The organism is Staphylococcus sp. AS1337 (genome assembly GCF_051408735.1).
In the GTDB taxonomy this organism is placed as follows: Bacteria; Bacillota; Bacilli; order Staphylococcales; family Staphylococcaceae; genus Staphylococcus; species Staphylococcus xylosus_B.
Genome location: NZ_JBOIHZ010000013.1, coordinates 1 through 23,650 on the forward strand (window position 1 = coordinate 1; position 23,650 = coordinate 23,650).

General features: G+C 34.5%; 21 protein-coding genes, 4 tRNA genes and 1 rRNA gene. All 26 read right to left on the reverse strand.

Features of this window, described 5'->3' with window-relative positions:
• Positions 1-15: 15 nt before the first annotated feature.
• A tRNA-Gly gene (locus tag ACSUE0_RS14075) sits at positions 16-90 on the reverse strand.
• Between the two features lie 14 nt (positions 91-104).
• A tRNA-Lys gene (locus ACSUE0_RS14080) sits at positions 105-177 on the reverse strand.
• Between the two features lie 6 nt (positions 178-183).
• Positions 184-259 (reverse strand) — tRNA-Thr (locus ACSUE0_RS14085).
• Positions 260-272: 13 nt separating this feature from the next.
• Positions 273-348 (reverse strand) — tRNA-Val (locus ACSUE0_RS14090).
• Positions 349-366: 18 nt separating this feature from the next.
• Positions 367-481 (reverse strand): 5S ribosomal RNA (rrf, locus tag ACSUE0_RS14095).
• A gap of 509 nt (positions 482-990) precedes the next feature.
• Positions 991-2,478 carry a lysine--tRNA ligase gene (gene lysS / locus ACSUE0_RS14100; protein WP_017722029.1) on the reverse strand — a complete coding sequence of 496 codons (1,488 nt, stop codon included), beginning with the start codon at positions 2,476-2,478 and terminating at the stop codon, positions 991-993.
• A gap of 22 nt (positions 2,479-2,500) precedes the next feature.
• Positions 2,501-2,980: a 2-amino-4-hydroxy-6-hydroxymethyldihydropteridine diphosphokinase gene (folK, locus tag ACSUE0_RS14105; protein WP_119613788.1), complete on the reverse strand. Its 480-nt coding sequence runs from the start codon at positions 2,978-2,980 to the stop codon at positions 2,501-2,503.
• Positions 2,980-3,345, reverse strand: a complete 366-nt coding sequence (gene folB / locus ACSUE0_RS14110; RefSeq protein WP_107531890.1) for a dihydroneopterin aldolase — start codon at positions 3,343-3,345, stop codon at positions 2,980-2,982. Before folB ends, folK begins: the two co-directional genes overlap by 1 nt.
• Positions 3,323-4,126: a dihydropteroate synthase gene (gene folP / locus ACSUE0_RS14115; protein WP_436957776.1), complete on the reverse strand. Its 804-nt coding sequence runs from the start codon at positions 4,124-4,126 to the stop codon at positions 3,323-3,325. Before folP ends, folB begins: the two co-directional genes overlap by 23 nt.
• A 228-nt stretch (positions 4,127-4,354) precedes the next feature.
• Positions 4,355-5,287, reverse strand: coding sequence for a cysteine synthase A (gene cysK / locus ACSUE0_RS14120; protein WP_119613786.1), 933 nt, complete (start codon positions 5,285-5,287; stop codon positions 4,355-4,357).
• A 146-nt stretch (positions 5,288-5,433) separates the two neighbouring features.
• Complete coding sequence (gene hslO / locus ACSUE0_RS14125) at positions 5,434-6,315, reverse strand: Hsp33 family molecular chaperone HslO (protein WP_119613785.1); 882 nt, start codon at positions 6,313-6,315, stop codon at positions 5,434-5,436.
• 236 nt (positions 6,316-6,551) lie between these two features.
• Complete coding sequence (ftsH, locus tag ACSUE0_RS14130; protein WP_436957779.1) at positions 6,552-8,618, reverse strand: ATP-dependent zinc metalloprotease FtsH; 2,067 nt, start codon at positions 8,616-8,618, stop codon at positions 6,552-6,554.
• A 296-nt stretch (positions 8,619-8,914) separates the two neighbouring features.
• Positions 8,915-9,454 (reverse strand): hypoxanthine phosphoribosyltransferase, encoded by a 540-nt coding sequence (gene hpt, locus ACSUE0_RS14135; protein ID WP_017722022.1) that lies wholly within the window; start codon positions 9,452-9,454, stop codon positions 8,915-8,917.
• 4 nt (positions 9,455-9,458) lie between these two features.
• Positions 9,459-10,742 carry a tRNA lysidine(34) synthetase TilS gene (tilS, locus tag ACSUE0_RS14140; RefSeq protein ID WP_119613783.1) on the reverse strand — a complete coding sequence of 428 codons (1,284 nt, stop codon included), beginning with the start codon at positions 10,740-10,742 and terminating at the stop codon, positions 9,459-9,461.
• Between the two features lie 207 nt (positions 10,743-10,949).
• Positions 10,950-11,348 (reverse strand): S1 domain-containing RNA-binding protein, encoded by a 399-nt coding sequence (locus ACSUE0_RS14145; protein WP_017722020.1) that lies wholly within the window; start codon positions 11,346-11,348, stop codon positions 10,950-10,952.
• Between the two features lie 100 nt (positions 11,349-11,448).
• Positions 11,449-11,847, reverse strand: coding sequence for a cell division protein DivIC (divIC, locus tag ACSUE0_RS14150; RefSeq protein ID WP_119613781.1), 399 nt, complete (start codon positions 11,845-11,847; stop codon positions 11,449-11,451).
• Between the two features lie 21 nt (positions 11,848-11,868).
• Entirely contained in the window at positions 11,869-12,132 is a 264-nt protein-coding gene (locus tag ACSUE0_RS14155) for an RNA-binding S4 domain-containing protein (RefSeq protein WP_017722017.1), read from the reverse strand.
• The gene (locus tag ACSUE0_RS14160; protein WP_119613780.1) at positions 12,129-13,322 is read right to left on the reverse strand and encodes a MazG nucleotide pyrophosphohydrolase domain-containing protein; all 1,194 of its coding nucleotides are present in this window, start codon (positions 13,320-13,322) and stop codon (positions 12,129-12,131) included. Before ACSUE0_RS14160 ends, ACSUE0_RS14155 begins: the two co-directional genes overlap by 4 nt.
• Positions 13,322-14,875, reverse strand: coding sequence for a polysaccharide biosynthesis protein (locus ACSUE0_RS14165; protein ID WP_119613779.1), 1,554 nt, complete (start codon positions 14,873-14,875; stop codon positions 13,322-13,324). Before ACSUE0_RS14165 ends, ACSUE0_RS14160 begins: the two co-directional genes overlap by 1 nt.
• Positions 14,865-18,377 carry a transcription-repair coupling factor gene (gene mfd, locus ACSUE0_RS14170; protein WP_119613778.1) on the reverse strand — a complete coding sequence of 1,171 codons (3,513 nt, stop codon included), beginning with the start codon at positions 18,375-18,377 and terminating at the stop codon, positions 14,865-14,867. Before mfd ends, ACSUE0_RS14165 begins: the two co-directional genes overlap by 11 nt.
• The gene (pth, locus tag ACSUE0_RS14175; RefSeq protein ID WP_017722013.1) at positions 18,374-18,946 is read right to left on the reverse strand and encodes an aminoacyl-tRNA hydrolase; all 573 of its coding nucleotides are present in this window, start codon (positions 18,944-18,946) and stop codon (positions 18,374-18,376) included. Before pth ends, mfd begins: the two co-directional genes overlap by 4 nt.
• 210 nt (positions 18,947-19,156) lie before the next feature.
• Positions 19,157-19,813, reverse strand: coding sequence for a 50S ribosomal protein L25/general stress protein Ctc (locus tag ACSUE0_RS14180; protein WP_017722012.1), 657 nt, complete (start codon positions 19,811-19,813; stop codon positions 19,157-19,159).
• A gap of 138 nt (positions 19,814-19,951) precedes the next feature.
• On the reverse strand, positions 19,952-20,917 hold the full coding sequence (locus tag ACSUE0_RS14185; RefSeq protein ID WP_039069421.1) for a ribose-phosphate diphosphokinase: 966 nt from the start codon (positions 20,915-20,917) through the stop codon (positions 19,952-19,954).
• 152 nt (positions 20,918-21,069) lie between these two features.
• Positions 21,070-22,425: a bifunctional UDP-N-acetylglucosamine diphosphorylase/glucosamine-1-phosphate N-acetyltransferase GlmU gene (gene glmU, locus ACSUE0_RS14190; protein ID WP_119613776.1), complete on the reverse strand. Its 1,356-nt coding sequence runs from the start codon at positions 22,423-22,425 to the stop codon at positions 21,070-21,072.
• A gap of 461 nt (positions 22,426-22,886) precedes the next feature.
• Positions 22,887-23,195: a septation regulator SpoVG gene (gene spoVG / locus ACSUE0_RS14195; RefSeq protein ID WP_038678806.1), complete on the reverse strand. Its 309-nt coding sequence runs from the start codon at positions 23,193-23,195 to the stop codon at positions 22,887-22,889.
• Positions 23,196-23,260: 65 nt separating this feature from the next.
• Positions 23,261-23,635: a RidA family protein gene (locus ACSUE0_RS14200; protein ID WP_029379204.1), complete on the reverse strand. Its 375-nt coding sequence runs from the start codon at positions 23,633-23,635 to the stop codon at positions 23,261-23,263.
• Positions 23,636-23,650 lie beyond the last annotated feature (15 nt).

Here is a 23,650-nt window from a genome sequence, read left to right on the forward strand (position 1 = left end):
CCCCGGCAAAAATAATGGAGCAGAAGACGGGATTCGAACCCGCGACCCCGACCTTGGCAAGGTCGTATTCTACCGCTGAACTACTTCTGCAAAATGAAACTGTATGAGCCATAGTGGGCTCGAACCACTGACCCTCTGATTAAAAGTCAGATGCTCTACCAACTGAGCTAATGGCTCATGAAATGGTGCCGGCCAGAGGACTTGAACCCCCAACCTACTGATTACAAGTCAGTTGCTCTACCAGTTGAGCTAGGCCGGCTATTCATTTAAAATGGTGGAGGATGACGGGTTCGAACCGCCGACCCTCTGCTTGTAAGGCAGATGCTCTCCCAGCTGAGCTAATCCTCCACATGGAATTATTATAAGGCCTGGCAACGTCCTACTCTTGCGGAACGTAAGTCCGACTACCATCGGCGCTAAAGAGCTTAACTTCTGTGTTCGGCATGGGAACAGGTGTGACCTCTTTGCCATTGTCACCAGACAAAATAACTTACTCCATTAATGATACATTGTTTATCAATCAATTGCAATAGTCAATTTTACACTATCTTCAAAAAATCTTTAAACAGCATTTACTTAAGTTATTCGCTTATGTAATCATCGTTTTTGACGACTTTTATATAATACTACGTTTTCTCATTTGAGTCAATAACTTTTCAACTTTTTCTCAAAATATTTATTATAGTATTTTCGCATGTCATGTTTTGCTCACTTGCTTAACTCGACTTGAATAATCTTACCACATGAAAACAGCATTTACCATACCTTTTATAGTATATTTTTATATCTTTATAGCATAATTATGGGTAATCGTTTCTTATTACTTAATTTATTTATTAAAATTGTGCTTCAAATGGACTTTTACTCACTCCTCCTATATTAACCGCTTCTTTCAACAATAAAAAAACGAATATCATGTCTTGTCATAATGACAAAACATGATATTCGTTTTATTTTAAGCTAGAATATTCAAATACATAATTAGTTATATTACTTCTGTCTCATATACGGGAATAATAATACGTCACGGATTGATGCTGAATCAGTAAGTAACATCACTAGTCTATCAATACCTATACCTAAACCACCTGTTGGAGGCATACCGTATTCTAGTGCTTCAATAAAGTCTTCATCCATTTCGTGAGCTTCATCGTTCCCTTGTTCTTTTTCTACTAATTGAGCTTCAAATCTTGCTCTTTGATCAATAGGGTCGTTTAATTCTGTAAATGCATTACCATGTTCTCTACCTACAATAAATAATTCAAAGCGGTCTGTAAACCTAGGGTCCTCTGGATTTTTCTTAGCTAAAGGAGAAATCTCTATTGGGTGCCCATAAACAAATGTAGGTTGAATTAATGTTTCTTCAACTTTTTGTTCAAAGAATTCATTTAAGATATGACCGTACTTCATATTATTTGTGATTTCTACACCATGTTCTTTAGCGGCTGTTTTAGCTTCATCATCACTTTGGATGTTAAAGAAATCTACACCTGTCGCTTCTTTAACAGCGTCAGCCATATGGATTCGTTTCCAGTTAGACTCTAAATCAATTGTTTCTTCACCATATGTTACTTTAGCAGTACCTAATACTTTTTCTGAAATATGTCTAATCATATTTTCAGTAATATCCATAATGTCGTGATAATCAGCATAAGCTTCATATAATTCAATCATTGTAAATTCTGGGTTATGTCTTGTAGACACACCTTCATTTCTAAACACACGACCAATTTCATATACTTTTTCTAAGCCACCGACGATAAGACGTTTCAAATGTAATTCAATTGCAATTCTCATATACAATGTAGCATCTAATGCATTATGGTGTGTAACAAATGGACGAGCTGCAGCGCCACCAGCTATTTGATGCATCATTGGTGTTTCTACCTCTAAGAATCCTTGAGAATTTAAATAGTTACGCATCTCTTGTAATATTTTACTGCGGTTGATAAATGTCTTAGTACTATCTTGGTTTGTAATTAAGTCAAGATAACGTTGACGATAACGTTGTTCGATATCTTGTAAACCATGGAATTTATCTGGTAACGGACGTAATGCTTTTGTTAAAAGCGTGAACGATTTTGCTTTAACTGATAGTTCACCTGTGTTCGTTTTAAACATAACACCTTCAACACCAACGATGTCACCTAAATCTGAAGAATTCCAAATCTCAAATTGTTCATCGCCTACTTGGTCTTTTCTTACATAAATTTGTATTTGGCCACTTAAATCTTGAACATGAGCAAATCCTGCTTTACCTTTACCACGTTTTGTCATTAAACGCCCTGCTATACTTACATGGCTTTCTTCTTCTTTTTCTTGTAATTCTTCTTTAGAAAATTGATCCCAATCTTCGTGTAATGGGCTAGCCATTGAACTACGGTCGAATTTTTGTCCAAATGGATCAATTCCTAAATCGTATAATTCTTGTAATTTTTGACGGCGAACCTGCATTTGGTCGTTCATTTCTTCTGACATAACTTTCTCTCCTTTATGCTTTTCAATCTTTATATTTTTTCACTGAATCGTCTGTCATCACTATATCACCAATTTTTTGATTAGAATGCGGTTCAATAAAATCAGATGCTATATCATTTAATGGAATCAGAACAAATGAACGTTCTAACATTCTTGGATGCGGAACAATCAAATCTTCTTTTTCAATAATTTTATCTCCATACAATAAAATATCTACATCTAAAGTTCTTGGCCCCCAACGTACATCTCTCACGCGATGTAATTGTTGTTCTGTTTCCATACATGCCTTTAACAAATCTTTTGGCTTCAATAATGTTTGAATTTCAATACATTGATTTAAAAATTGTGGCTGATCAACATAACCTACTGGTTCTGTTTCATATATTGGCGAAACTTTCGTGACTTCAATACCATTTTTGTTATTTAAAATGCGCACTGCTTCATCAAGTTGCGTTTCTCTTTCTCCAACATTACTACCTAATCCTAAATACGCATATGTCATTAGTGATTCTCCCTCACTATTTCAACACCTACTCCATTATAATGTCCAGGTATAGGTGGATTTTCTTTAGTGATTCTGACTTTCGTTTCCACTACACGATTATAGTGTGAATTTATACGTTTTGCAATACGTTCAGCCAGATGCTCTAATAAATTTACTGGTTCACCTTCCATAATCGCTTTCACTTCTTCAAACACTTCTCCATAATGCACAGTATCTGTAACTTTGTCAGTTTCACCCGCTATGCTAAGATCAACTTTCATCGTGACATCAACAATAAATATTTGTCCAATCTCATTTTCGGCTGGTAACGCGCCATGATAACTATAAAATCTCATACCATTAAGAAATATTGTGTCGCGCATTATCATTCTCCTTTAAGTAATCCATACTTTGTGCTATCCGAGCGTTTAATGCAACGTTATGCACTCTTACGCCTTTAATACCTTTAGTAATACCATATGCTGTTGTACCAGCAGTTGCTTCATCTCGTTCAGTTGGAGTTGTGTCTACACCAATCATTTCCTTAATAAATCTTTTTCTGCTTGTTGCTAACAGCACCGGGTACCCAGTTGCTACGAGTTCATCTAATCGAGACATAACTTCCCTTTCCTCGTCTCTTGTTTTGGCAAAACCAATACCTGGATCAATCCACACTTTATGTTGTGGTATCCCCGCCATTTCAGCTTTATTTGCTTGTTTTAAAAGATATAACAACATCTCATCAACAACTGGTTCATCTCTATGTCCATCTCCGTTATGCATTAACACAATTTCACCTTCATATTTCGCAACAATTTCAAATATACGTGGATCATAGTGGCCAGCCCATTGGTCATTAATCATCGTAACACCTAATTTCATGGCCGCTTCTGCTACTTCACTTCTATATGTATCAACTGATAATTGAACACCTAAACCAGTCAAGGCTTCTACCACTGGTACGACACGATCAAGTTCTTCTTCAACGCTCACTTCTTCATAACCTGGTCTCGTAGATACGCCACCGATGTCTATGATATCAACGCCCTCTTCTATCATCTTCTCTCCGCGTTCAATGGCCTTTTCAACTGAATTGTACTTTCCACCATCTGAAAATGAGTCTGGTGTAACATTTAATATTCCCATAATTTTTGTATGCGCCATAATCATTTTACTTCCTTTCACATCTAAAATGATTTTCCTATTAAATTATTATCATATTTCTATAATAACGTTATTTTTTATTTTTTTCAGTAACAAGTACTTGAATGACTTGCAAATTTTAACAAATCAAAATAAACCTATATTTAAAGTGAAGTGTTTAATTCAATCACCGCATTAAAAAAACCGGCACACATAATTATGTGACCGGTTATCAATATACTTCAATGATTAATCGTCAAATGCGAATAATGGTGTTGATAAGTAACGTTCACCATTACTTGGTAATACAGTGACAACTGTTTTACCTGCACCTAGGTTTTTAGCCTTTTCAATGGCTGCATGAATCGCTGCACCTGAAGAAATACCACATAAGATACCTTCTTCTTTAGCAACTTTACGCGCCATTTCCATAGCTGTTTCGTTACCTACTTGAATAATTTCATCGTAGATATTTTCATCTAAAGTATCTGGAATAAATCCTGCACCTAAACCTTGTAGTTTATGAGGACCAGGTTCTCCACCACTTAATACCGGAGAGTCTTCTGGTTCAATTGCTACAAGATTGATATCTGGGTACTGCTCTTTTAACACTTTGCCTGCGCCACTTAATGTTCCACCAGTGCCGACACCAGCTAAGAATGAATCAATTGTTTTACCTTCAAATTGTTCAACTAATTCTGGTCCAGTTGTTAATTCGTGTACACGAGGGTTAGCTGGATTTTCGAATTGTTGTGGTTCAAAGTAACCAAACTCTTCTTTCAATTCTTTAGCTTTCTTGATTGCACCTTTCATAGCTTCTGAACCAGGTGTTAATACTAACTCTGCGCCGTATGCTTTTAATAAGTTACGACGTTCTTGGCTCATCGTTTCAGGCATTGTAAATACAGCTTTATAGCCTTTAGCTGCACAAACAAATGCTAAGCCGATACCAGTATTTCCGCTTGTTGGTTCAACGATTGTATCGCCAGGCTTAATTTTGCCTTCTCTTTCAGCTTCTTCTATCATAGCTAATGCGATACGGTCTTTTACAGATCCGCCTGGATTTTGATATTCAAGTTTTACATAAACGTCTGCAGCGCCTTCCTCTACAACGTTGTTTAATTTAACTACAGGTGTGTTTCCAATCACTTGTACGATATTGTCTACTGGTTTATTTGACATAAGTATTGCTCCTTTTCGTTAAAAAGTTTTTAAACCCTACTTTTTCTCTCGGATATACTTTTATTTTATCAGATTTTTCTGTAAATACAACAATAAAACATTATTTATTTAAATTCCAAGACATTACAATATCAATATTACTCTTTTTACTTAATATTTTCTAATAATTCCTGTAATTCTTCTTCTGAATACGTGTATTTACTTCTACAAAAATGGCATTCTGCTTCTGCACCATGATCTACATCGATCATATTTTGAATTTCTGCCTCTCCTAAACCTTTAATCGCATTTAAGAATTTATTGTGCCCACAATTACATTCAAATTGTGCCTGAAGATTTTCTAGTATTTGTACGTTGTCTTCACCAAGAATTTCAAATAAAAGTTCTTCTGGTGATAAACCTTGATCAATTAATTTAGATACCGGAGTCATATTATTAATGGCATTTTCTAATTGATTAATCGTTTCATCTTCAGCTCCTGGCATTACTTGGATTAAAAATCCACCTGATGCTTTAATTGAATTATCAGGGTTAACGAGTACACCAAGACCTACCGATGAAGGAACTTGTTCACTTTTAGCAAAATAGTATGTGAAATCGTCACCTAACTCACCTGAAACTATCGGACTTGAACCTGAGAAATAATCTTTTAGTCCTACATCTTTAACTACAGTTAATGACCCATTTGTTCCAACTGCTCTGCTAACATCTAATTTGCCACTTTCGTTTAATGGGAAATGTGTTTGAGGATTAGTGACATAACCTCTTACATTTCCTTTCGCATCAGCATCAGCAATAATTTTACCTATTGGCCCTTGACCATCTACTGTTACTGTTAATTTTTGTTCACCTTTCAACATAGCACCCATCATTAATGTTGCTGTCATTGTACGACCAAGCGCAGCTGATGCAGTTGGCCAAGTATAATGTCTTGTCTGTGCTTCCTGAACGCTTTCAGTTGTCAAAGCGCTGTACGCACGGATCTGCCCTCCAAAAGCTAAAGCTTTAACTATATAATCATTAGTCATTTTTAAGATTGCTCCTTTAATTTTAATTAATTTTTGTCATATATCAGCTTATTTTGTCAATTTCTCTTCTATTAACGCAACTTATTTTAATATTTCTTGGTGAAAATTACTAACTATTTGTTTGACTACATACTTGTCATTAAATAACGATTGCTTAGATGGATATTTAAACTATAAACAAAAGACTTCTTTCTACTATTCATATTGATAGCAGAAAGAAGTCTTGGTTTTATTTCTTAGTTTCGATTGCTTGGGTCATTAGGATCACTTGGGTTGCTTGGTTTATCAATATTTGGTGATTGTTCATGACCTGTCTCTTCTGTGTCTTTATCTTCTTGCTCTTGTTCATCATCGTTATCTTTTTCTGATTGCTCTTTACGAACTTCATCATATGATTTTCCGTATTTACCTTTTTCAAAATCTTTATCTTCGTTTTCGACAACTTTTGCACCATCGTAATCGACTTCGGGCAATACACCGTCATAGAATAATGAACGTATCTGTTCAGCGACTAACGTCTCTTCTGTTAATAATGATTCAGCGATTAAATTCAACTGAGTTTTGTGCTCTAATAAGATATCTTTACAACGCTCATATTGTTCTTTAATAATACGTTGTACTTCTTTATCAATTTCGTAAGCAATTTGTCCTGAATATTCTGGATCACCTTGCATGTCTTTACCTAAGAATACTTGTCCATTACTACTACTTGAGAATTGAACCGTACCAAGTTTTTTACTCATACCGTACTCAGTAACCATTTGACGTGCAATTTGCGTTGCGCGTTCAAAGTCATTAGATGCACCAGTAGATACTTCATTAAAGTTAATATCTTCTGAAACACGTCCACCGAGTAAGCCACAAATTTTATCTAGTAATTCAGGTTCCGTCATTAAGAAACGATCTTGTTTTGGTAACATCATTGCGTAACCACCGGCTTGTCCACGAGGGACAATAGTAACTTTGTGAACTACTTCAGCTTCATCAAGTACCATACCTATAATCGTGTGACCCGCTTCGTGATGTGCTACAATGTTACGTTCTTTATCAGAAATAACACGAGATTTCTTAGCAGGACCTGCAATAACGCGGTCAGTTGCTTCTTCTATATCACGCATATCGATTTTCTTCTTCCCTTCACGAACTGCTACTAATGATGCTTCGTTAAGAAGATTTTCTAAATCGGCACCAGAGAAACCAGGCGTTCTTTGAGAAACAGCTTTTAAGTCAACTGTTTCATCAAATGGTTTGTTCCTAGCATGAACATGTAGTATCGCTTCACGTCCCTTAACATCTGGACGACCTACTTGAATTTGTCTATCAAAACGACCTGGACGTAATAATGCTGGATCTAAAATGTCAGGACGGTTAGTAGCAGCTATCATGATGATGCCTTCATTTTCACCAAATCCATCCATTTCAACTAATAATTGATTCAATGTTTGTTCACGTTCATCGTGGCCACCACCGACACCAGCACCACGTTGACGTCCAACTGCATCAATTTCGTCAATGAAAATGATACAAGGCGCATTTTTCTTAGCATTTTCAAATAAATCACGTACACGGCTTGCACCGACACCAACAAACATCTCAACGAAGTCAGAACCACTGATTGAGAAGAATGGTGTACCAGCTTCACCAGCAACCGCACGTGCAAGTAATGTTTTACCTGTACCAGGAGGGCCTACTAATAGAACGCCTTTAGGTATTCTTGAGCCCATTTGTTTAAATTGTTTATTGTCTTTTAAGAAATCGACAATTTCAATTAATTCTTGTTTTTCCTCATCTGCACCAGCTACATCTGAGAAGCGTACACGTTTTTTCTGACTGTCGTACATTTTAGCTTTGGATTTACCAAAGTTCATCATACGACCGCCACCGCCGCCGCCACCTTGCGCTTGGCTTAGGAAGAAAATAAATAATAACGCAATAATTAATACAGGAATTAATGTTGTTAATATACTTACAAATACACTTTGTTTTTCTTCTTCTTTAACTGTAAATTTTAATCCATCTTGTTTTTGTGCTGCATTTGTTATTTTTTCAAGCTCTTTATCGTTGTTATATAAAATTGTTGAAGAATAGTCTTCATCATTTTTTGTTTTACCACTTACCATATATACATTTTGTTCAGGCTGTATTTCAAGTGATTTCAAATCACCCTTTTCTAGCTGTTTCACAAATTGGTTATAAGTAAGTTGTTTTGGCATATTCCCATTTCCATTTAAAAATGAAAACAGACCAAAAATAATAACGCCAATGATTGCGATAACTAGCACGTTACGAAAGGCTTTCTGCATGCGTCGTTTCCTCCTACTTCAATAATAAAACTAACAAAAATTGTAACATAATGCATAAGTTCAAGGCTAGTATTTCAACTTTTGTACTACGTTTACAATTTTAGACGTTTTATTTTAATTTTTATTTCTTTACTTTTAATTATATTTAAAATGTATTACATGTTAACAAGCCACCATAAATTTATGTATACAATACTTACAAGAGTTTATCTAATTAAGGTCTACTGTATTTACTTACATAAAACGACTTAGACTCATATTATATAATAATTTTCTATTTTGATAAATTGTATTGCTTATTTCGAATAAATTTCTGGTTTAAGCGTACCGATATAAGGTAGATTTCTATAGTTTTCAGCGTAGTCCAAACCATAGCCAACCACAAATTCATCAGGAATTTTCTTACCAACATATTTAGCTTCGATATTGGCTTTACGACGGTTAGGTTTATCAAGCAATGTTACGATTTCAAGCGAATTCACACGTCGAGATTCTAGTAATTCAGTAATCGACTTTAAAGTTGTTCCAGTTTCTAAGATATCTTCTATAATCAAGATGTCTTTATTTTCAATTGAAGAACTTAAATCTTTTAAAATTTGAACCTCTCCTGTAGATTCTGTCCCTCCGTGGTAACTTGAAACATCCATAAAATCTATTGCTAAATGTGTATCAATATATTTAATTAAGTCTGCCATAAACATTACTGACCCTTTTAGTATGCCGATACAAACAAGCGGTTTCCCTTTGTATGCTGCTGTAATTTGTTCACCTAAATCTTTACATATTTGATGAATATCTTCCTCTGATAACAATACTTCCTTTAAATCATCTCTCATTTTTTCATTCCTCTCCCATATTTCGTATACAAATTAAGTCTTTGTATTTACTTTTTAAAAATAATGTTCCAACAGCAATAATTTCATTATCAGCATTAACTATGATTGGCATTTGGTCACGTTCTTGTTGCTCAATTTTATTATCAATCAGCAATCTGCTAACCTTTTTATGCCCTTTCATTCCATTTAATTCAAATTTATCACCATCGTTTCTTGTACGAACTACTAGTGGAAATTCAAATGCAGGAAGATCGTTATTAATGTCAATACTATAGTGACTATAGTTGTAAGTCCCTGATTGATTCATCTTAGCCGGAGAAAGTTTCACGTCATCATTTGCCATTATTATAAATTTATCATAAGCGATGTAAATTATCCATTTATCTGTTGTATATAATGTAGATTGCGCTATATTTTCCTCCATGATTTGAAACCATTGATTATATGTTTTTTCTGTTAAAGAATCGTGCATTGGTAGATTAGCAAGTAATTTATCTAATACGGTCATTTTCACGCTATGTCGCAGTTGTAAAAATTGTTTTCTACAAAAACGGTATTGAGCGTTATTAACTTCAACAGCACTTTCTATAAAAGCGTTAGCCTCGCTCTCAATAACTAATCGTTGTTCGTCATGCCATTCTTTTAGTTTCAATAACTGCTTGGTCTCTAAGTGTTTATTTTGCTCTATTTCAGGTAAGATGCGGTTTCGAATGTCATTTCTTACATAATGATTTTCTGCATTAGTTGCATCTTCATAAAAAGGAACATCGTAGGCATGTTGATAATTTCTAATTTCTACTTTAGTTACTGTCAAAAGTGGTTTACATAAATCGTAGCAACCTCGAGTTGTTAAATAAGTCATCCCCAGACTACTTCTAGTAGAACGGCCTGTCATTAACCTGTAAAAAATGGTTTCCAACTGGTCATCTTGATGATGTGCTGTGAGTAGTACATCTGCATTTAAATCCTTCATCATTAAATCAAACCAACGATAACGTTCAAGTCTAGCCTCATTTTCGATACTGTTACCTTTTTTAACAATGTCAGATAAATCCAATTGTTTAACATGTAATGCAATGTTATGGTCAATACAATATTGCTTGAGAAATAATTCTTCTTCATTGGCAATTGGTCTAATATTATGATTCACATGCAAACAGGTTAATTCGGCGTATGTATCTTGCAAGTTTGTAATAAGTTGGTGCAACAACACCATACTATCTATGCCGGTTGATACAGCCAATACGATGTGCTTATCCGAGGACCAACCTTCAGTATTCACTTCCATGCAAACCACCTCCTTACTTGTAGACATTCATTAGACACCTTAGCATAAAATGATAGTGCTCTAATTTTTAACAAAAAAGAGACTGTTTCCTCAAGTAAGAAAACAGTCTTAGATTGTTACGATCAAACTTAATATTGGAATAAATGATTTCACTTTGTCCTCAATGAATCAAGTTAGGTATTTGCGGAACAGTCTCATTATATATTTTTAGCGTCTTGCGCCTTTTCCGCCACGTCTAGATTCTGTTTGACGTTTGATGGAAGTTAATTTATCTTCACTATCTTTCAAGAAATTTGTTAATTTCTTTTCAAAGTCTTCACCTTTTGGTTGAGGTTGTTTGTGATTAGGTTTACTTTGTGGTCTACGCGGACGATCTTTTGCTTTTTTAATAGATAGACTAATTTTTCCATCATCAGCAATTGAAAGCACTTTAACTTCAACTTCATCTCCAACAGATAAGTGGTCTTCTACATTTTCCACGTAATTATCTGCAACTTCACTTATGTGAACTAAGCCACTCTTTCCTTCTGGAAGTTCGACAAAAGCGCCAAACTTTTTAATCCCAGTGACTTTACCTTTAAGCTTGTTTCCTACTTCGATTGACATATTGTAAATAAATCCTCCCGATTTGTTTCGATTTTAACTTTATTATATGCCTGTTTGCATAAATTAACAATGGTATTATGATGCAAAAAATTTTTTTTCATTATTTATCCTCTTTCGATGATTTCGATTTGGATTCAGACTTGTCCCCTGGCAACTTGAAAATCACTTCTCCATCATTACTTAAATAATAGTCGTCTCTCGCTACTTTCTCTATATAACTTTTATCATTAAGATTATTAAGTTGTTCTTTTAATGCGAGTTCTTCATCTTGTTGTTTTTGATATTTGTGTTCTTTTTGTTGACGTTCTACAGCATCTTCTTGATTACTTTGCTTTTGAGTGACAAGCATTATACATAAAACAATGATAATAGCGAGTAAAATACCACCAAATAAAGTAATACGTCTACGAACTACGCGTCTTCTCATTTTTTGTTTCTGCTTCTTCTTGTTTTCTGAAGAAGTAAATGTATTACCTATGTTTTCTACTTTTTTACCCAATGCTTGTCACCTCCTTTGTTATTATGATTCACCAATTTTTTCTTCTTTTACAATTTCATACATGCCTTTAGCGTTTTCTTTCGTTGCATGTTCGCTTAAACCTGTCACATTTATAGTTATAATTTTTTGACCAAAACGAATTACAAGTTCGTCTGTAACTTTAACGTCTGTGCCAGCTTTAGCAACTGTACCATTCACTGTAATTCTTCCTTGATCGCTTATCTCTTTTGCTAATGTCCGGCGTTTCACCAATCTTGATACTTTAAGATATTTATCAAGTCTCATGATTTATCTCCTCCTCGCTCTAAAAATTGTTTTAAAGCAGCTTCGTCTAACGACATATTTTTGGTTATATCATACAACTTCATAAAATGCTCTGCAAACACTTTTTCGAATTTCACACGTTGTACTTTACCTTCTTCAGCTTTGGCATTTGCCCATATATGTTTTAAATCTTCTTCTGACTCTGCTTGTGCTTCACCAAATATATGTGGATGCCTGTGTATCATCTTACTCGTTAAGTTTTGTACTACTTCATTTATATCAAAAAAGCCTTCTTTCTTACCAATACTTGTATGCAAGAGTACTTGTAATAGTATATCACCCAGTTCTTCTATAACATGCCAATCATCTTCGTTATCTATGGCTTCAAAGAGCTCAAATGATTCTTCTAATAAATACCTTTTTAATGTGTTGTGTGTTTGTACTTTATCCCACGGACAACCATTTTCATCATCAACCAGTTGATCAATAATGCTCGTCGCATAATAAAAATCACTATAATACGTTGCTTCGTCATCAACTTTTTTAATAAATACACTTGTTACATTACTGAATATCATAGCGTGATGATCTAATTCATACAAAGGTGTTTCAATAACATTGGCTCCACTACTTCTAGCACCGTCTACAATATAAACGAGCTGTTCATCATCATATCGCTCCATCAATGTCACTTTTAAATCTCCAGCTGTCATCGGACTATACACTTGCGTTATTAGTGTGTGTGTACGTATGTTTAATTGTTCCCTTGTAAGCGATGTAGCATCAAGCAAAGTAAAACCATCATTAGGATCTACTTTTACTGCTTCAAACACGTCATCTATAAAGCTTTTACCGCCTAATATTTCAACTTGTATATCGTCATATCGCTGTGCATATGACTCTAATTTTACAGTTGTCGTTTCAGCTACACGAGGATGTCCAGGTACTGTATAAACGATATCAGCTTGTTGTGCTGCTTCAATTAATTGCGTCACAATAGTTTTATAGACATCATCAAATGCTTGATTTTCTTCATAAACATGGTCAAAACTTTGGAATTTCATACCTTCATCAGTCAAAGCTTTAATTACTGGGTGCTCTAAAGTTCTTGTATACGTTATGGGCTTATTTTTCAAAAATTTGTATATACCTAATGGCAAATCATCGATTCCGTAGTTACCTAATCCAACGATTGTTATCTTCCCTGTCATTATCTTTTCCCTCTCTTCATATGGTATAACTTATCTCCAAATGGTAAATGCTTTAATTCTCTATAACTTAACAAGTTGATGCGCACAATAGCAACAACAATAACGATGACACCAATACCTGCTGCGATTAGTAATTCTATTAAGCCACTTATCCGTCCATGTTCAGGTATCAACCACATTGTAATTTGAACTGCTACTGAAAGGATAAGCATGGTAACAATTAATTTCATCACATATTTACGCATACTTTGGAAAAGATAATATTTTAATACGTGCTTGTGTAATACAATTGTAAATAAAACGAGTGATACTACAGTACTTATACTACCGCCCAACATTAATAATTGCGGTATCAACACTATATTTAGTACCGTTTTACTTACGACACCCACGCTAAATGCCAATAATACAGGACGCACTTTATTTTTCACTTGTAATAGAGCAATATCCATCATTATGAGTGACACACAAATAACGGTTAACATATATACAGCTAGCGTTATCGTTTGGCTATCATTTTTAAAAAATACACTATTCATAATAGGCATTAAATTAATTAAACCAATACCTGCCGAAACGCTAAACAAGATTGTGATTTTAATAGAGGCATTAGCATATCTATTGATAAGCACCTTATTCTTAACTTTTATTGCATCCGTTAATAAAGGGATTAGTACAAAGCAAAACGTCGTTGTAACGATTAATCCCATTTGAATAAATGATGCACCACGGTCATAGACACCTTTTTGAGAAGTGGCTTGTTGAAAATTCAAACCTGTACTTTGCAACATGTGAAGTACTGTAAAACTATCCACCACTTGCCAAACAATAACAATAAGTTGACTCACCGCAAAGACAAGTATAGCTAAGACAAGTTTGCGCCACTCTGCAAATGGCTTTTGCGCTAATTCATACATCTTATTTTGTGAATGCTTAAATGGTTTACACATTACAAGAAAGAGACTCGATGCTAAAAACCCAAATGCTGAACCAATAATTGCTAATGTTCCCGCAGCATAAAGTGACCATTGCTGTGTCATAAATAAAATAATCGCCATAATGATAATACCAACACGTACAAATTGCTCGATTACCTGGGAAATAGCTGGCACATTCATATTTCTCTGTGCTTGATAATAACCTCTAAACACACCCAAAACACCGATAAACAAGAAGCTAAAACTTGCTGCTCTAAGCATAGGCGTCAGATTAATATCCCCCATTAACAATGCAACCCACTTCGCACAAAGCAGTAAAATCAAGAAAAAGACTGTGCTTATGAGTTGTATACGCATCATCACATGAATGTACTGCTTAAGATTTCCTTCTGAACCAAATATCTGGGTAACTGCACTAGGTATCGCATTCATCGTTAAAATAACACCTAACGCTACAATCGGATAAACTTGTTGATACGCATATAACCCTTCATCACCCAAAATATTTTGATAAGGTACACGGTAAATTGCACTTAATACTTTGACAACTATAAGAGCCAAAGTGAGCACGACCACTCCATTAAAAGCAGTCGACTTGTCTATCTTAGCTTTCATCAGAGATAACCATACTTTCTTCTAAACATTTTGCTAGGAATTTCAAATTATCAAACCAAGTACTTGTCTTATTTAATGTCACTTTCATTTTACCTTCTTGAACGCCTACTTTCATTGTGCGCCCTAATGGTTGAGTTTGTTTAAATAATGTTTCGCCATTGATGTCTGTCGTACCCTTTTCAGATAAATAAATTTCTACCTTTTTACCAATATCCTTGATCAAGGTTACGCCAGCATGCAATGCATGTATTTTAATTTCCATCATTTCTAGAAGTCTTTCAACTTCAACAGGATAATCATTAAAGCGGTCAATTAACTCGTCTTTAACGTCCATTAATTGTGCTTCCGTCTCAATTTTACGTAATTTCTTATAAATTTCTATTTTAGCTTGCTCATTTTGAATGTATTCTGCTGGTAAGTATGCATCAATATTAAGTTCAATCTCAACTTCTGGAGCGTCTTGTTTTTCATCAGTTACGCCACGTTTTTCATTTACTGCTTCTTCTAACATTTGAGAATATAAATCAAATCCTACTGAATCTATAAAGCCATGTTGTTGTTTACCTAATAAATTACCTGCGCCTCGAATGTTTAAATCACGCATCGCAATTTTGAAACCTGAACCTAATTCAGTAAATTCTTTAATTGCTTGTAAACGATCTTCAGCAGTTTCCGACAGTACTTTATTCGTAGGATGCAAGAAATATGCATAACCAATACGGCTTGAACGTCCTACACGTCCTCTTAGTTGATAAAGTTGACTTAATCCAAAGCGATCTGCATCCTCTATAATTAATGTATTCGCATTTGGAACATCTACGCCTGTTTCTATAATAGTCGTAGTTACAATAATGTCATATTCATGATTGATAAAACTCAGCATTGTTTCTTCTAAATCTCTTTCATTCATTTGTCCATGCGCAACACCTATATTGGCATCTGGCATAAGCATTTGTAATTGCTCTCTTTTTTCATATATAGACTGCACTTTATTATATAAATAAAACACCTGACCATCTCTTGATAATTCTCTTTCTAGAGCTTCCTTAATAAAGTTAGTGTTCTGCTCTAATACGTATGTTTGCACTGGGAAACGGTTCTCTGGTGGCGTTTCAATGACAGACAAATCACGTACGCCTAGCATACTCATGTGTAAAGTACGCGGGATTGGTGTAGCTGTTAGCGTAAGTACATCTACATTATTTTTTAAAGATTTGATTCGTTCTTTATGTCGTACACCAAATCGTTGTTCTTCATCGACAATGAGCAACCCTAAATCTTTATAATGAATATCTTTCCCCAGTAATTTATGTGTTCCTACAATGATATCAACAAAACCTGATTTCAAACCTTCTTTAGTTTCCTTGATTTCTTTTGTTGTTCTAAATCTACTGATTAGCTGCACTTCTATTGGGAAGTCTTGCATGCGTTCGATTAATGTTTCATAGTGTTGTTGTGCTAATATAGTTGTCGGTACTAAAAAGGCAACTTGTTTACCTTCCATTACTGCTTTAAATGCTGCTCTTACAGCAACTTCAGTCTTACCGTAACCAACATCTCCACACAGCAATCTATCCATAGGACGCTCAATTTCCATATCATTTTTAATCTCTTCAATCGACTTGCTTTGGTCGGGAGTAAGTTCGTAAGGAAAGTCAATTTCAAAATCATTTTGTTCAGCTGTATCTGGGCCAAATTGATAACCAACAGACATTTCACGCGCTTTATATAGCTCTATTAATTCATCTGCCATATCTTCAACACTTTGTTGAACTTTCGCTTTTGTTTTTTTCCACTCTGTACCACCAAGTTTGTTTAACTTAGGCGTTTTATCTTCTGACGCCACGTATTTTTGCACTTGGTCCATTTGATCAACAGGTACAAATAATTGGTCTGTTCCTTTATATTGAAGTTTAATGTAATCTTTATGTACACCACCAACTTCCAGTGTTTCAACACCTAAGTATCTACCTACACCGTGATGGACATGTACAATATAATCACCTACTTTTAAATCTTGATATGATTTAATTTTTTCGGCGTTTGTTAATGTTTTTTGTTGTTTTGGTTTTTTCTTTTGTTTTGATTTAAATAATTCTCTCTCTGTCACAACCACTAATTGCATGTATGGTAATTCAAAGCCTTCTGATAAACTACCTTCAGTAATGATTGCACTCCCACCTTCATTACGATGCGTAGGCGTATCAATAAATGTTGGTATATGCATTTCATTGAGCATAGATTGTATACGTTCTTTTTTGACTTCTGTTTCAGCAAGTACAACAACCGTATAATCATTTTGAATAAACCTTTGGAATTCTGAACGCATAATATCATATTGTCCATAAAACTGCTGCACAGGTTTACATGAAAATTTAATAATTTCGTTTAGTTCAATAGACATTGTCGCTGTAAATAATGTGAAATATGTCACTGGATATGATTTAAGTTGATTTTCAAAAGCATCATATTGCAAGAAACTTTGATCAATAAAACCTTTACCACTTTCAATCAAATTTTGCATAAACTCATCCGCTTCTGAAATAAGTGACGTTTCAGTTTCTTTAATTCTGTTATATTCATCTACCGCTACAATTGCGTCATCTTTAAAGTAATCGATAATTGTAGTAGGCTGTTGATACATAAAAGCGACAAGACGGCGTAGTACTTGATGATCAAACATAGATGATTCGAACAACTGAAAGCTTTCATATGTTTCTTTTAATTCATTACGGACCGATTTATCAATTTTTGGTCTTGTATATTCATACGCTTCTTTGAGTTTTTGTTTTGTATGCTTAAGCACATCTTCTGTAATTATATAATCGCTCGCAGTAGTGATGTTTACTTCTTCAACATTTCCCTCTGACCTTTGGGTTTCTACATCAAAGTCACGGATTGAATCTACTTCTGTATCAAAAAGTTCAATTCGAACTGGACTACCAATTAGTGGATATATATCAATAATACCGCCTCTTAAGGAAAACTCACCTATATGAGAAACAACACTTTCTCTACGATATCCCATATTAACTAACTTATTTAAGAAGTCATCAATATCTATATCATCCCCTACACTTAATGTTAACTGATGTGATTTCCACATTTCTACTGGGGTCAACCATTTCTTCAGCCCGTTAAGCGGAACGATAAATAAACCTCTCTCTTCTTGAGCTAGCGCCGTTAATGTGCGCACACGTTCACTCATAAATTGAGGGCTTTGTGTTGAAAATTCTTCTGTCATAATATCTTGCATTGGGTACTTGTAAATATCCTGTTCTTCAACAAACTGTGTTAAATCACTTTCTAATTTATCTGCTTGATAAAGATTGTTTGTTACAATTAATAATTGTTTAGAACTATTTAAATATTTTTCGGCGATAATCGTTGCTTTAGCGGCACCCGATAAGCCAGTAACCAATACTTGCTCTTTTCCAAATACTTCATTTAATTCCTGATAACGTTTATCTTCATTTATATATTCTGTAATTATTGATTTCAATTGATTTCACCATTATATTCATTCATCACGCGATCAAACCGATCACTTTCTATGTAGGCTTCAATTGCACGTGCAGAATGTTCTATTACTTTATTCATTGTTTCCATTTCTTGTTTCGAGAATTTTTGCAATACATAATCTACGATAGACATCCCATTTGAAGGTCTGTCTACACCAATTCTAATACGTTTAAATTGATCTGTGCCTAACACTTGGATAATAGATTTCATACCATTATGTCCGCCAGCACTTCCTTTTTGTCTTAAACGGATTTCACCTTGTGGTAAGTCTAAATCATCATATAAAACGACTAAATCATCAATACCTATGTCATAGTATTTCATTAATGGGCCTACTGCCTCACCAGATAAATTCATCATCGTCATTGGTTCAATAAACATTACTTTTTCGCCTGCAAATCGTTCTATTGTATAAGCACCTTTAAACTTCTGTTTATCTAAAGTAAATTTATTTTGCTCTAACATATAGTCAATTACTTCAAATCCAATATTATGTTTTGTTTGTTCGAAGCGTTTACCGATATTGCCTAAACCTACAATACACTTCATTATGTTACCTCCAATAGTTGTCTTTCTTTATCTAATTTATATTCGAGTTCTATTATTTATTATTCTTATCATTTTTTGTCGTATCATTCACTATAATAACATAAAAAAGCACCTGCTTAACGTATTAAGCACGGTGCTTTTTATAAGATATGATAACGCTGACTTAATCAGCGTAATGATGGTAAAGTAATTACAAGCTTTATCAGCTTATTATTTTCCTTCACTTTCATCTTCATCGTCTTTTTCTTCGCCAACAACAGCTGGTTCTTCAGTTTCTGAATCGCCTTCCATTGCTTCGATTTCTTCTTCAGTAGGTTCTTCTGTTGGAGCAACTACTGTTACAACTGAATCAGTTACTTCGTTTTCGATAGTGAATTCACCTGAAATTTTGATGTCTTCTACTGAAAGTGTATCATTAATTTCTAATTCAGTGATATCTACTTCGATTACTTCAGGAATATTGTCTGGAGTAGCAGTAACTTCAAGGTTGAATAATGGTTGTTCAACAACGCCACCTTCTTTAGATCCAACAGCTTCACCAACTAATTGAACTGGTACTTCAACAGTACGTTCTTCAGTCATGTTGATAGCTAAGAAATCAATGTGAGTGATTTGGTTTTTAAGTGGGTCGAATTGGTAGTCAGAAACCATTACTTTAATAGTTTTAGAACCTACGCCTAATTCGATAACACCGTTACGTCCAACTTCACGGATAACTTTGATAAATTCTACTTCATCTACTTTAACTGAAGTATTTTTAGTACCATAACCGTATACGATTGCAGGTACTTTACCAGTATTTCTTAATTTTTTAAGATCTGAACGAGTTTGTTTACCTTGACGAATAATTGACTTTAATGAAGCCATATTATTTCCACCTTTCATATTTTGTTCTTATATTTCATAATAAGAACCCCTTCACTTACCCATCAACATCATGTTGCTTGCAAGTGTTTATTAAGTCGTGAATTCACGAACGGAATAATTATATATCTATTTTACCAATTAGTCAAATAGTACACTAACAGATTCGCGTTCATATACACGGATAATTGCTTGTGCTAGTAAACCTGCTACAGATAATTCTTTCGTATTAGATGGTTTTCGACTTTCATCTAATTGAATTGAATTCGTAACTACAAGCTCTTTTATTGCTGAATTTTCAATGCGTTCTTTTGCAGGGCCCGATAAAACAGGGTGTGTACAACATGCATAAACATCTTTAGCACCTTTATCTTTTAAGGCTTGTGCAGCTAAAGTAATCGTACCAGCTGTATCAATAATATCGTCTATAATAATAGCTGTACGACCATCGATTTCACCTACGATATTCATCACTTCAGCAACATTAGGTTTTGGACGACGCTTATCTATAATGGCAATTGGGGTTTTCAATATGTCTGCAAGTTTACGTGCTCTTGTTACCCCGCCGTGGTCAGGTGAAACAACAACACATTCTTCAAGGTCAATATCTGTCTGATTATTAAAATATTCAGCTAAGATTGGAACACCCATTAAGTGGTCAATTGGCATATCGAAGAATCCTTGGATTTGTGGCGCATGTAAATCAAGTGCAATCATACGATCTGCGCCTGCTGTTTCAATTAAGTTCGCTACAAGTTTTGCTGTAATTGGTTCACGGCTACGTGCTTTTCTATCTTGGCGTGCATAGCCATAATATGGAACAACTATATTAATATTCGCTGCTGATGCACGTCTACAAGCATCAATCATGATTAACAATTCCATTAAATGTAAATTCACTGGATTTGATGTTGGTTGAATAATAAATACATCACAACCACGAATACTTTCTTCTATATTAATTTGAATTTCTCCATCGCTGAAACGTTTTACTGAACATTTACCTAGCTCAATTCCAACTTGGTCTGCAACTTCTTGGGCTAATGGTTCATTACCCTTTAAAGAAAATATTTTCAAAGCAGAATTCTTATACTCATTGTTTAACATTTATAGTCCTCCAATTAATTCTTTCAATTCGTTTTCATTTGTAGACAAAACAAAACTTAAAGCGTTCAGCAACATAATCACATACTCTGGTTAACTTTCATACAATTACATTGATTTTAACAGTTTAAGCACGCTTGTCTAAATATATGCCTTTATTTTTTCAAATAACCCTCTTTGGTTGTTTGTCTAGCCCTAGCTAATGCCAAACTGTCTTGTGGGACATTATCCGTGATTGTGGAACCTGCCGCTATAAAGGAACGGTCTCCTAATGTTATTGGTGCAACGAGATTTGTATTACAACCAATAAATGAATCATTACCAATAATCGTTTTAAATTTATTGATGCCATCATAGTTCACAGTAATTGAACCGCAGCCAACATTTGTTCTTTCACCAATTTCAGCATCACCTATATAACTTAAGTGAGGTAATTTAGCGCCTGTTTTGACAACAGATTTTTTAACTTCAACAAAGTTACCTACTTTAACTTTTTCGCCTAAGTCCGCACCAGGACGAAGCTGTGCAAACGGTCCAATTTTAGCATGATTGCCAACAATCGCTTCATTAATAACAGATTGTTTAATTGTGACATTTGATCCTATTTTACTGTTAGTTATTTCAGTATATTGTCCAACGATTGTATCTTCTCCAATTACAGTGTTGCCAGCAATTTTCACCCCTGGCTCAATAACTGTATCTTCTCCTATGATAACATCAGCACCTATATATGTAGTTGCTGGGTCAACAATCGTCACGCCGTTTCTCATATGATGTTCATTAGCACGTTTCTTAAAAGCTTTTTCAGCTTCACTCAACATCACTCTATCATTAACGCCCATAATTTCTTCAAAATCATCTGTATGATAGATTTCAACGTTACCTTTATCTTCTAAAATTAATGAAAGTACATCAGGCAAATAATATTCCTTTTGCGCATTTTCATTTCTCACTAACTCCAATTTTTCAAATAAAACTTGGTTATCAAATGCAAAAATACCTGAACTAATTTCATTAATTTGTCGCTCTGTCTCAGATGCATCTTTTTGCTCAACAATTTTAGTTAGTCGTTGTACTGAGTCGCGCAGGATACGTCCATAACCGAATGGATTTTCTGCTGTTGCTGATAAAACAGTGGCCTGTGCTTTTGTGTTCTCATGATGTTCTATCATTGATTTCAATGTTGACGCAGTGATTAACGGTGTGTCTCCACATACTACTAACGTTGTACCTTGTTTATCTTTCAAATGTTCACTTGCCATCTTAACAGCATGTGCAGTGCCTAATTGTTCTTCTTGAAAACTGTAAAGTGATGCATCGCCCAATGTCTCTTTGACATTTTGTGCGCCATGCCCAACAATTGTAACAAGTTGTTCTACGCCAGATTGCTTAACGTTATCAACGACGTGTTCAATCATTGATTTGCCTGCTACATCATGTAGTACTTTGTATTTCTTCGATTTCATACGCGTACCTTTTCCAGCCGCAAGTACTATTGCATGTCTTTGCATGTATGTTAACCCTCCATTAAAATATACACTTCTTACTTATTATAATTTAACGCTAGTCACACTTTCAAGGCTCAAAACATCAATGTTACATAATGGAAATATTTTTATTAAAAATATTAGAAATATATAAGCATAGATTTGTCATCTTTGTTCAATTGAGTAACCGCTTTTATATTCTCAAATCACAGGGTAATATACGAACGTATAATAAGAATGCTGTATTCTTACTTAGTTGTTATCATTCGCATACACCCCTTTTCTTATTCTAATGTTCTGATTTTTACTACAGTAAAAAATGTATTTTACTTATAATTATAAATAATATATTTTTTGTCACCTTTACGCTTTTACAATTAATTTTATTTTTTTTATTTCAAATTGACTTTGCAAAATAAAAAAGATTGGATTTCCATTTATGCGGAAATCCAATCTTTTTTATACTTAGTTTTACTTTTTTAATTTTAAGCTTCTTCTTCAGAATTATCTGATGACTGTGCATTTCTGTCAGGGATGACCTCATCAGTTTCTTCATACACTTTCATAACGGCATCTTGTATTTCTTGTCTCATTTCAGAATTTATAGGATGCGCGATATCTCGGAATTCACCGTCTGGTGTACGTTTACTTGGCATTGCGACGAATAGACCTGTGTTGCCTTCAATCACTCGTAAATCATGTACTACAAATGATTCATCTAAAGTAATTGAAACGAGCGCTTTCATTCTTCCATCTGTTTGTATTTTTCTAAGTCTTACATCTGTCACTTTCATGTAGTGAGCCCCCCTAGTATCTCTTTGTTTAGAAGCTTAACAATTTCATTAAAAATTATAAACCCTTACTTCACTTTCGCTATTAATTCGATTTCAACTTTAACATCTTTTGGCAATCTTGCCACTTCAACACAACTTCTCGCTGGTTGATGTTCATTAAAGTATTTGCCATAAACTTCATTTATATTTTGAAATTCATTCATATCAGCAATGAAAATAGTAGCTTTAATCACTGAATCTAAATCTGATCCAGCTTGGTCTAACACGACTTTTAAATTTTCTAGAACTTGTGTCGTTTGCTCTTTTACATCTTCACTGACAATTTCTCCATTTAAATTTAATGGAATTTGTCCTGAAGTGAATACAAGCCCATTTATTTCCGTTGCATGCGAGTATGGCCCTAATGCTTCGGGCGCCTTTTCCGTATTAATAACTTTCATGATGTCGAAATCGCT

Excerpts from the sequence above, each read along its gene's own strand:
- lysS (WP_017722029.1), bottom strand. The coding sequence starts at position 2,478 with ATGTCAGAAGAAATGAACGACCAAATGCAGGTTCGCCGTCAAAAATTA.
- folK (WP_119613788.1), bottom strand. The coding sequence starts at position 2,980 with ATGACATATGCGTATTTAGGATTAGGTAGTAATGTTGGAGAAAGAGAA.
- folB (WP_107531890.1), bottom strand. The coding sequence starts at position 3,345 with ATGCGCGACACAATATTTCTTAATGGTATGAGATTTTATAGTTATCAT.
- folP (WP_436957776.1), bottom strand. The coding sequence starts at position 4,126 with ATGGCGCATACAAAAATTATGGGAATATTAAATGTTACACCAGACTCA.
- cysK (WP_119613786.1), bottom strand. The coding sequence starts at position 5,287 with ATGTCAAATAAACCAGTAGACAATATCGTACAAGTGATTGGAAACACA.
- hslO (WP_119613785.1), bottom strand. The coding sequence starts at position 6,315 with ATGACTAATGATTATATAGTTAAAGCTTTAGCTTTTGGAGGGCAGATC.
- ftsH (WP_436957779.1), bottom strand. The coding sequence starts at position 8,618 with ATGCAGAAAGCCTTTCGTAACGTGCTAGTTATCGCAATCATTGGCGTT.
- hpt (WP_017722022.1), bottom strand. The coding sequence starts at position 9,454 with ATGAGAGATGATTTAAAGGAAGTATTGTTATCAGAGGAAGATATTCAT.
- tilS (WP_119613783.1), bottom strand. The coding sequence starts at position 10,742 with ATGGAAGTGAATACTGAAGGTTGGTCCTCGGATAAGCACATCGTATTG.
- ACSUE0_RS14145 (WP_017722020.1), bottom strand. The coding sequence starts at position 11,348 with ATGTCAATCGAAGTAGGAAACAAGCTTAAAGGTAAAGTCACTGGGATT.
- ACSUE0_RS14155 (WP_017722017.1), bottom strand. The coding sequence starts at position 12,132 with ATGAGACTTGATAAATATCTTAAAGTATCAAGATTGGTGAAACGCCGG.
- ACSUE0_RS14160 (WP_119613780.1), bottom strand. The coding sequence starts at position 13,322 with ATGACAGGGAAGATAACAATCGTTGGATTAGGTAACTACGGAATCGAT.
- ACSUE0_RS14165 (WP_119613779.1), bottom strand. The coding sequence starts at position 14,875 with ATGAAAGCTAAGATAGACAAGTCGACTGCTTTTAATGGAGTGGTCGTG.
- pth (WP_017722013.1), bottom strand. The coding sequence starts at position 18,946 with ATGAAGTGTATTGTAGGTTTAGGCAATATCGGTAAACGCTTCGAACAA.
- ACSUE0_RS14180 (WP_017722012.1), bottom strand. The coding sequence starts at position 19,813 with ATGGCTTCATTAAAGTCAATTATTCGTCAAGGTAAACAAACTCGTTCA.
- ACSUE0_RS14185 (WP_039069421.1), bottom strand. The coding sequence starts at position 20,917 with ATGTTAAACAATGAGTATAAGAATTCTGCTTTGAAAATATTTTCTTTA.
- glmU (WP_119613776.1), bottom strand. The coding sequence starts at position 22,425 with ATGCAAAGACATGCAATAGTACTTGCGGCTGGAAAAGGTACGCGTATG.
- spoVG (WP_038678806.1), bottom strand. The coding sequence starts at position 23,195 with ATGAAAGTGACAGATGTAAGACTTAGAAAAATACAAACAGATGGAAGA.
- ACSUE0_RS14200 (WP_029379204.1), bottom strand. The coding sequence starts at position 23,635 with ATGAAAGTTATTAATACGGAAAAGGCGCCCGAAGCATTAGGGCCATAC.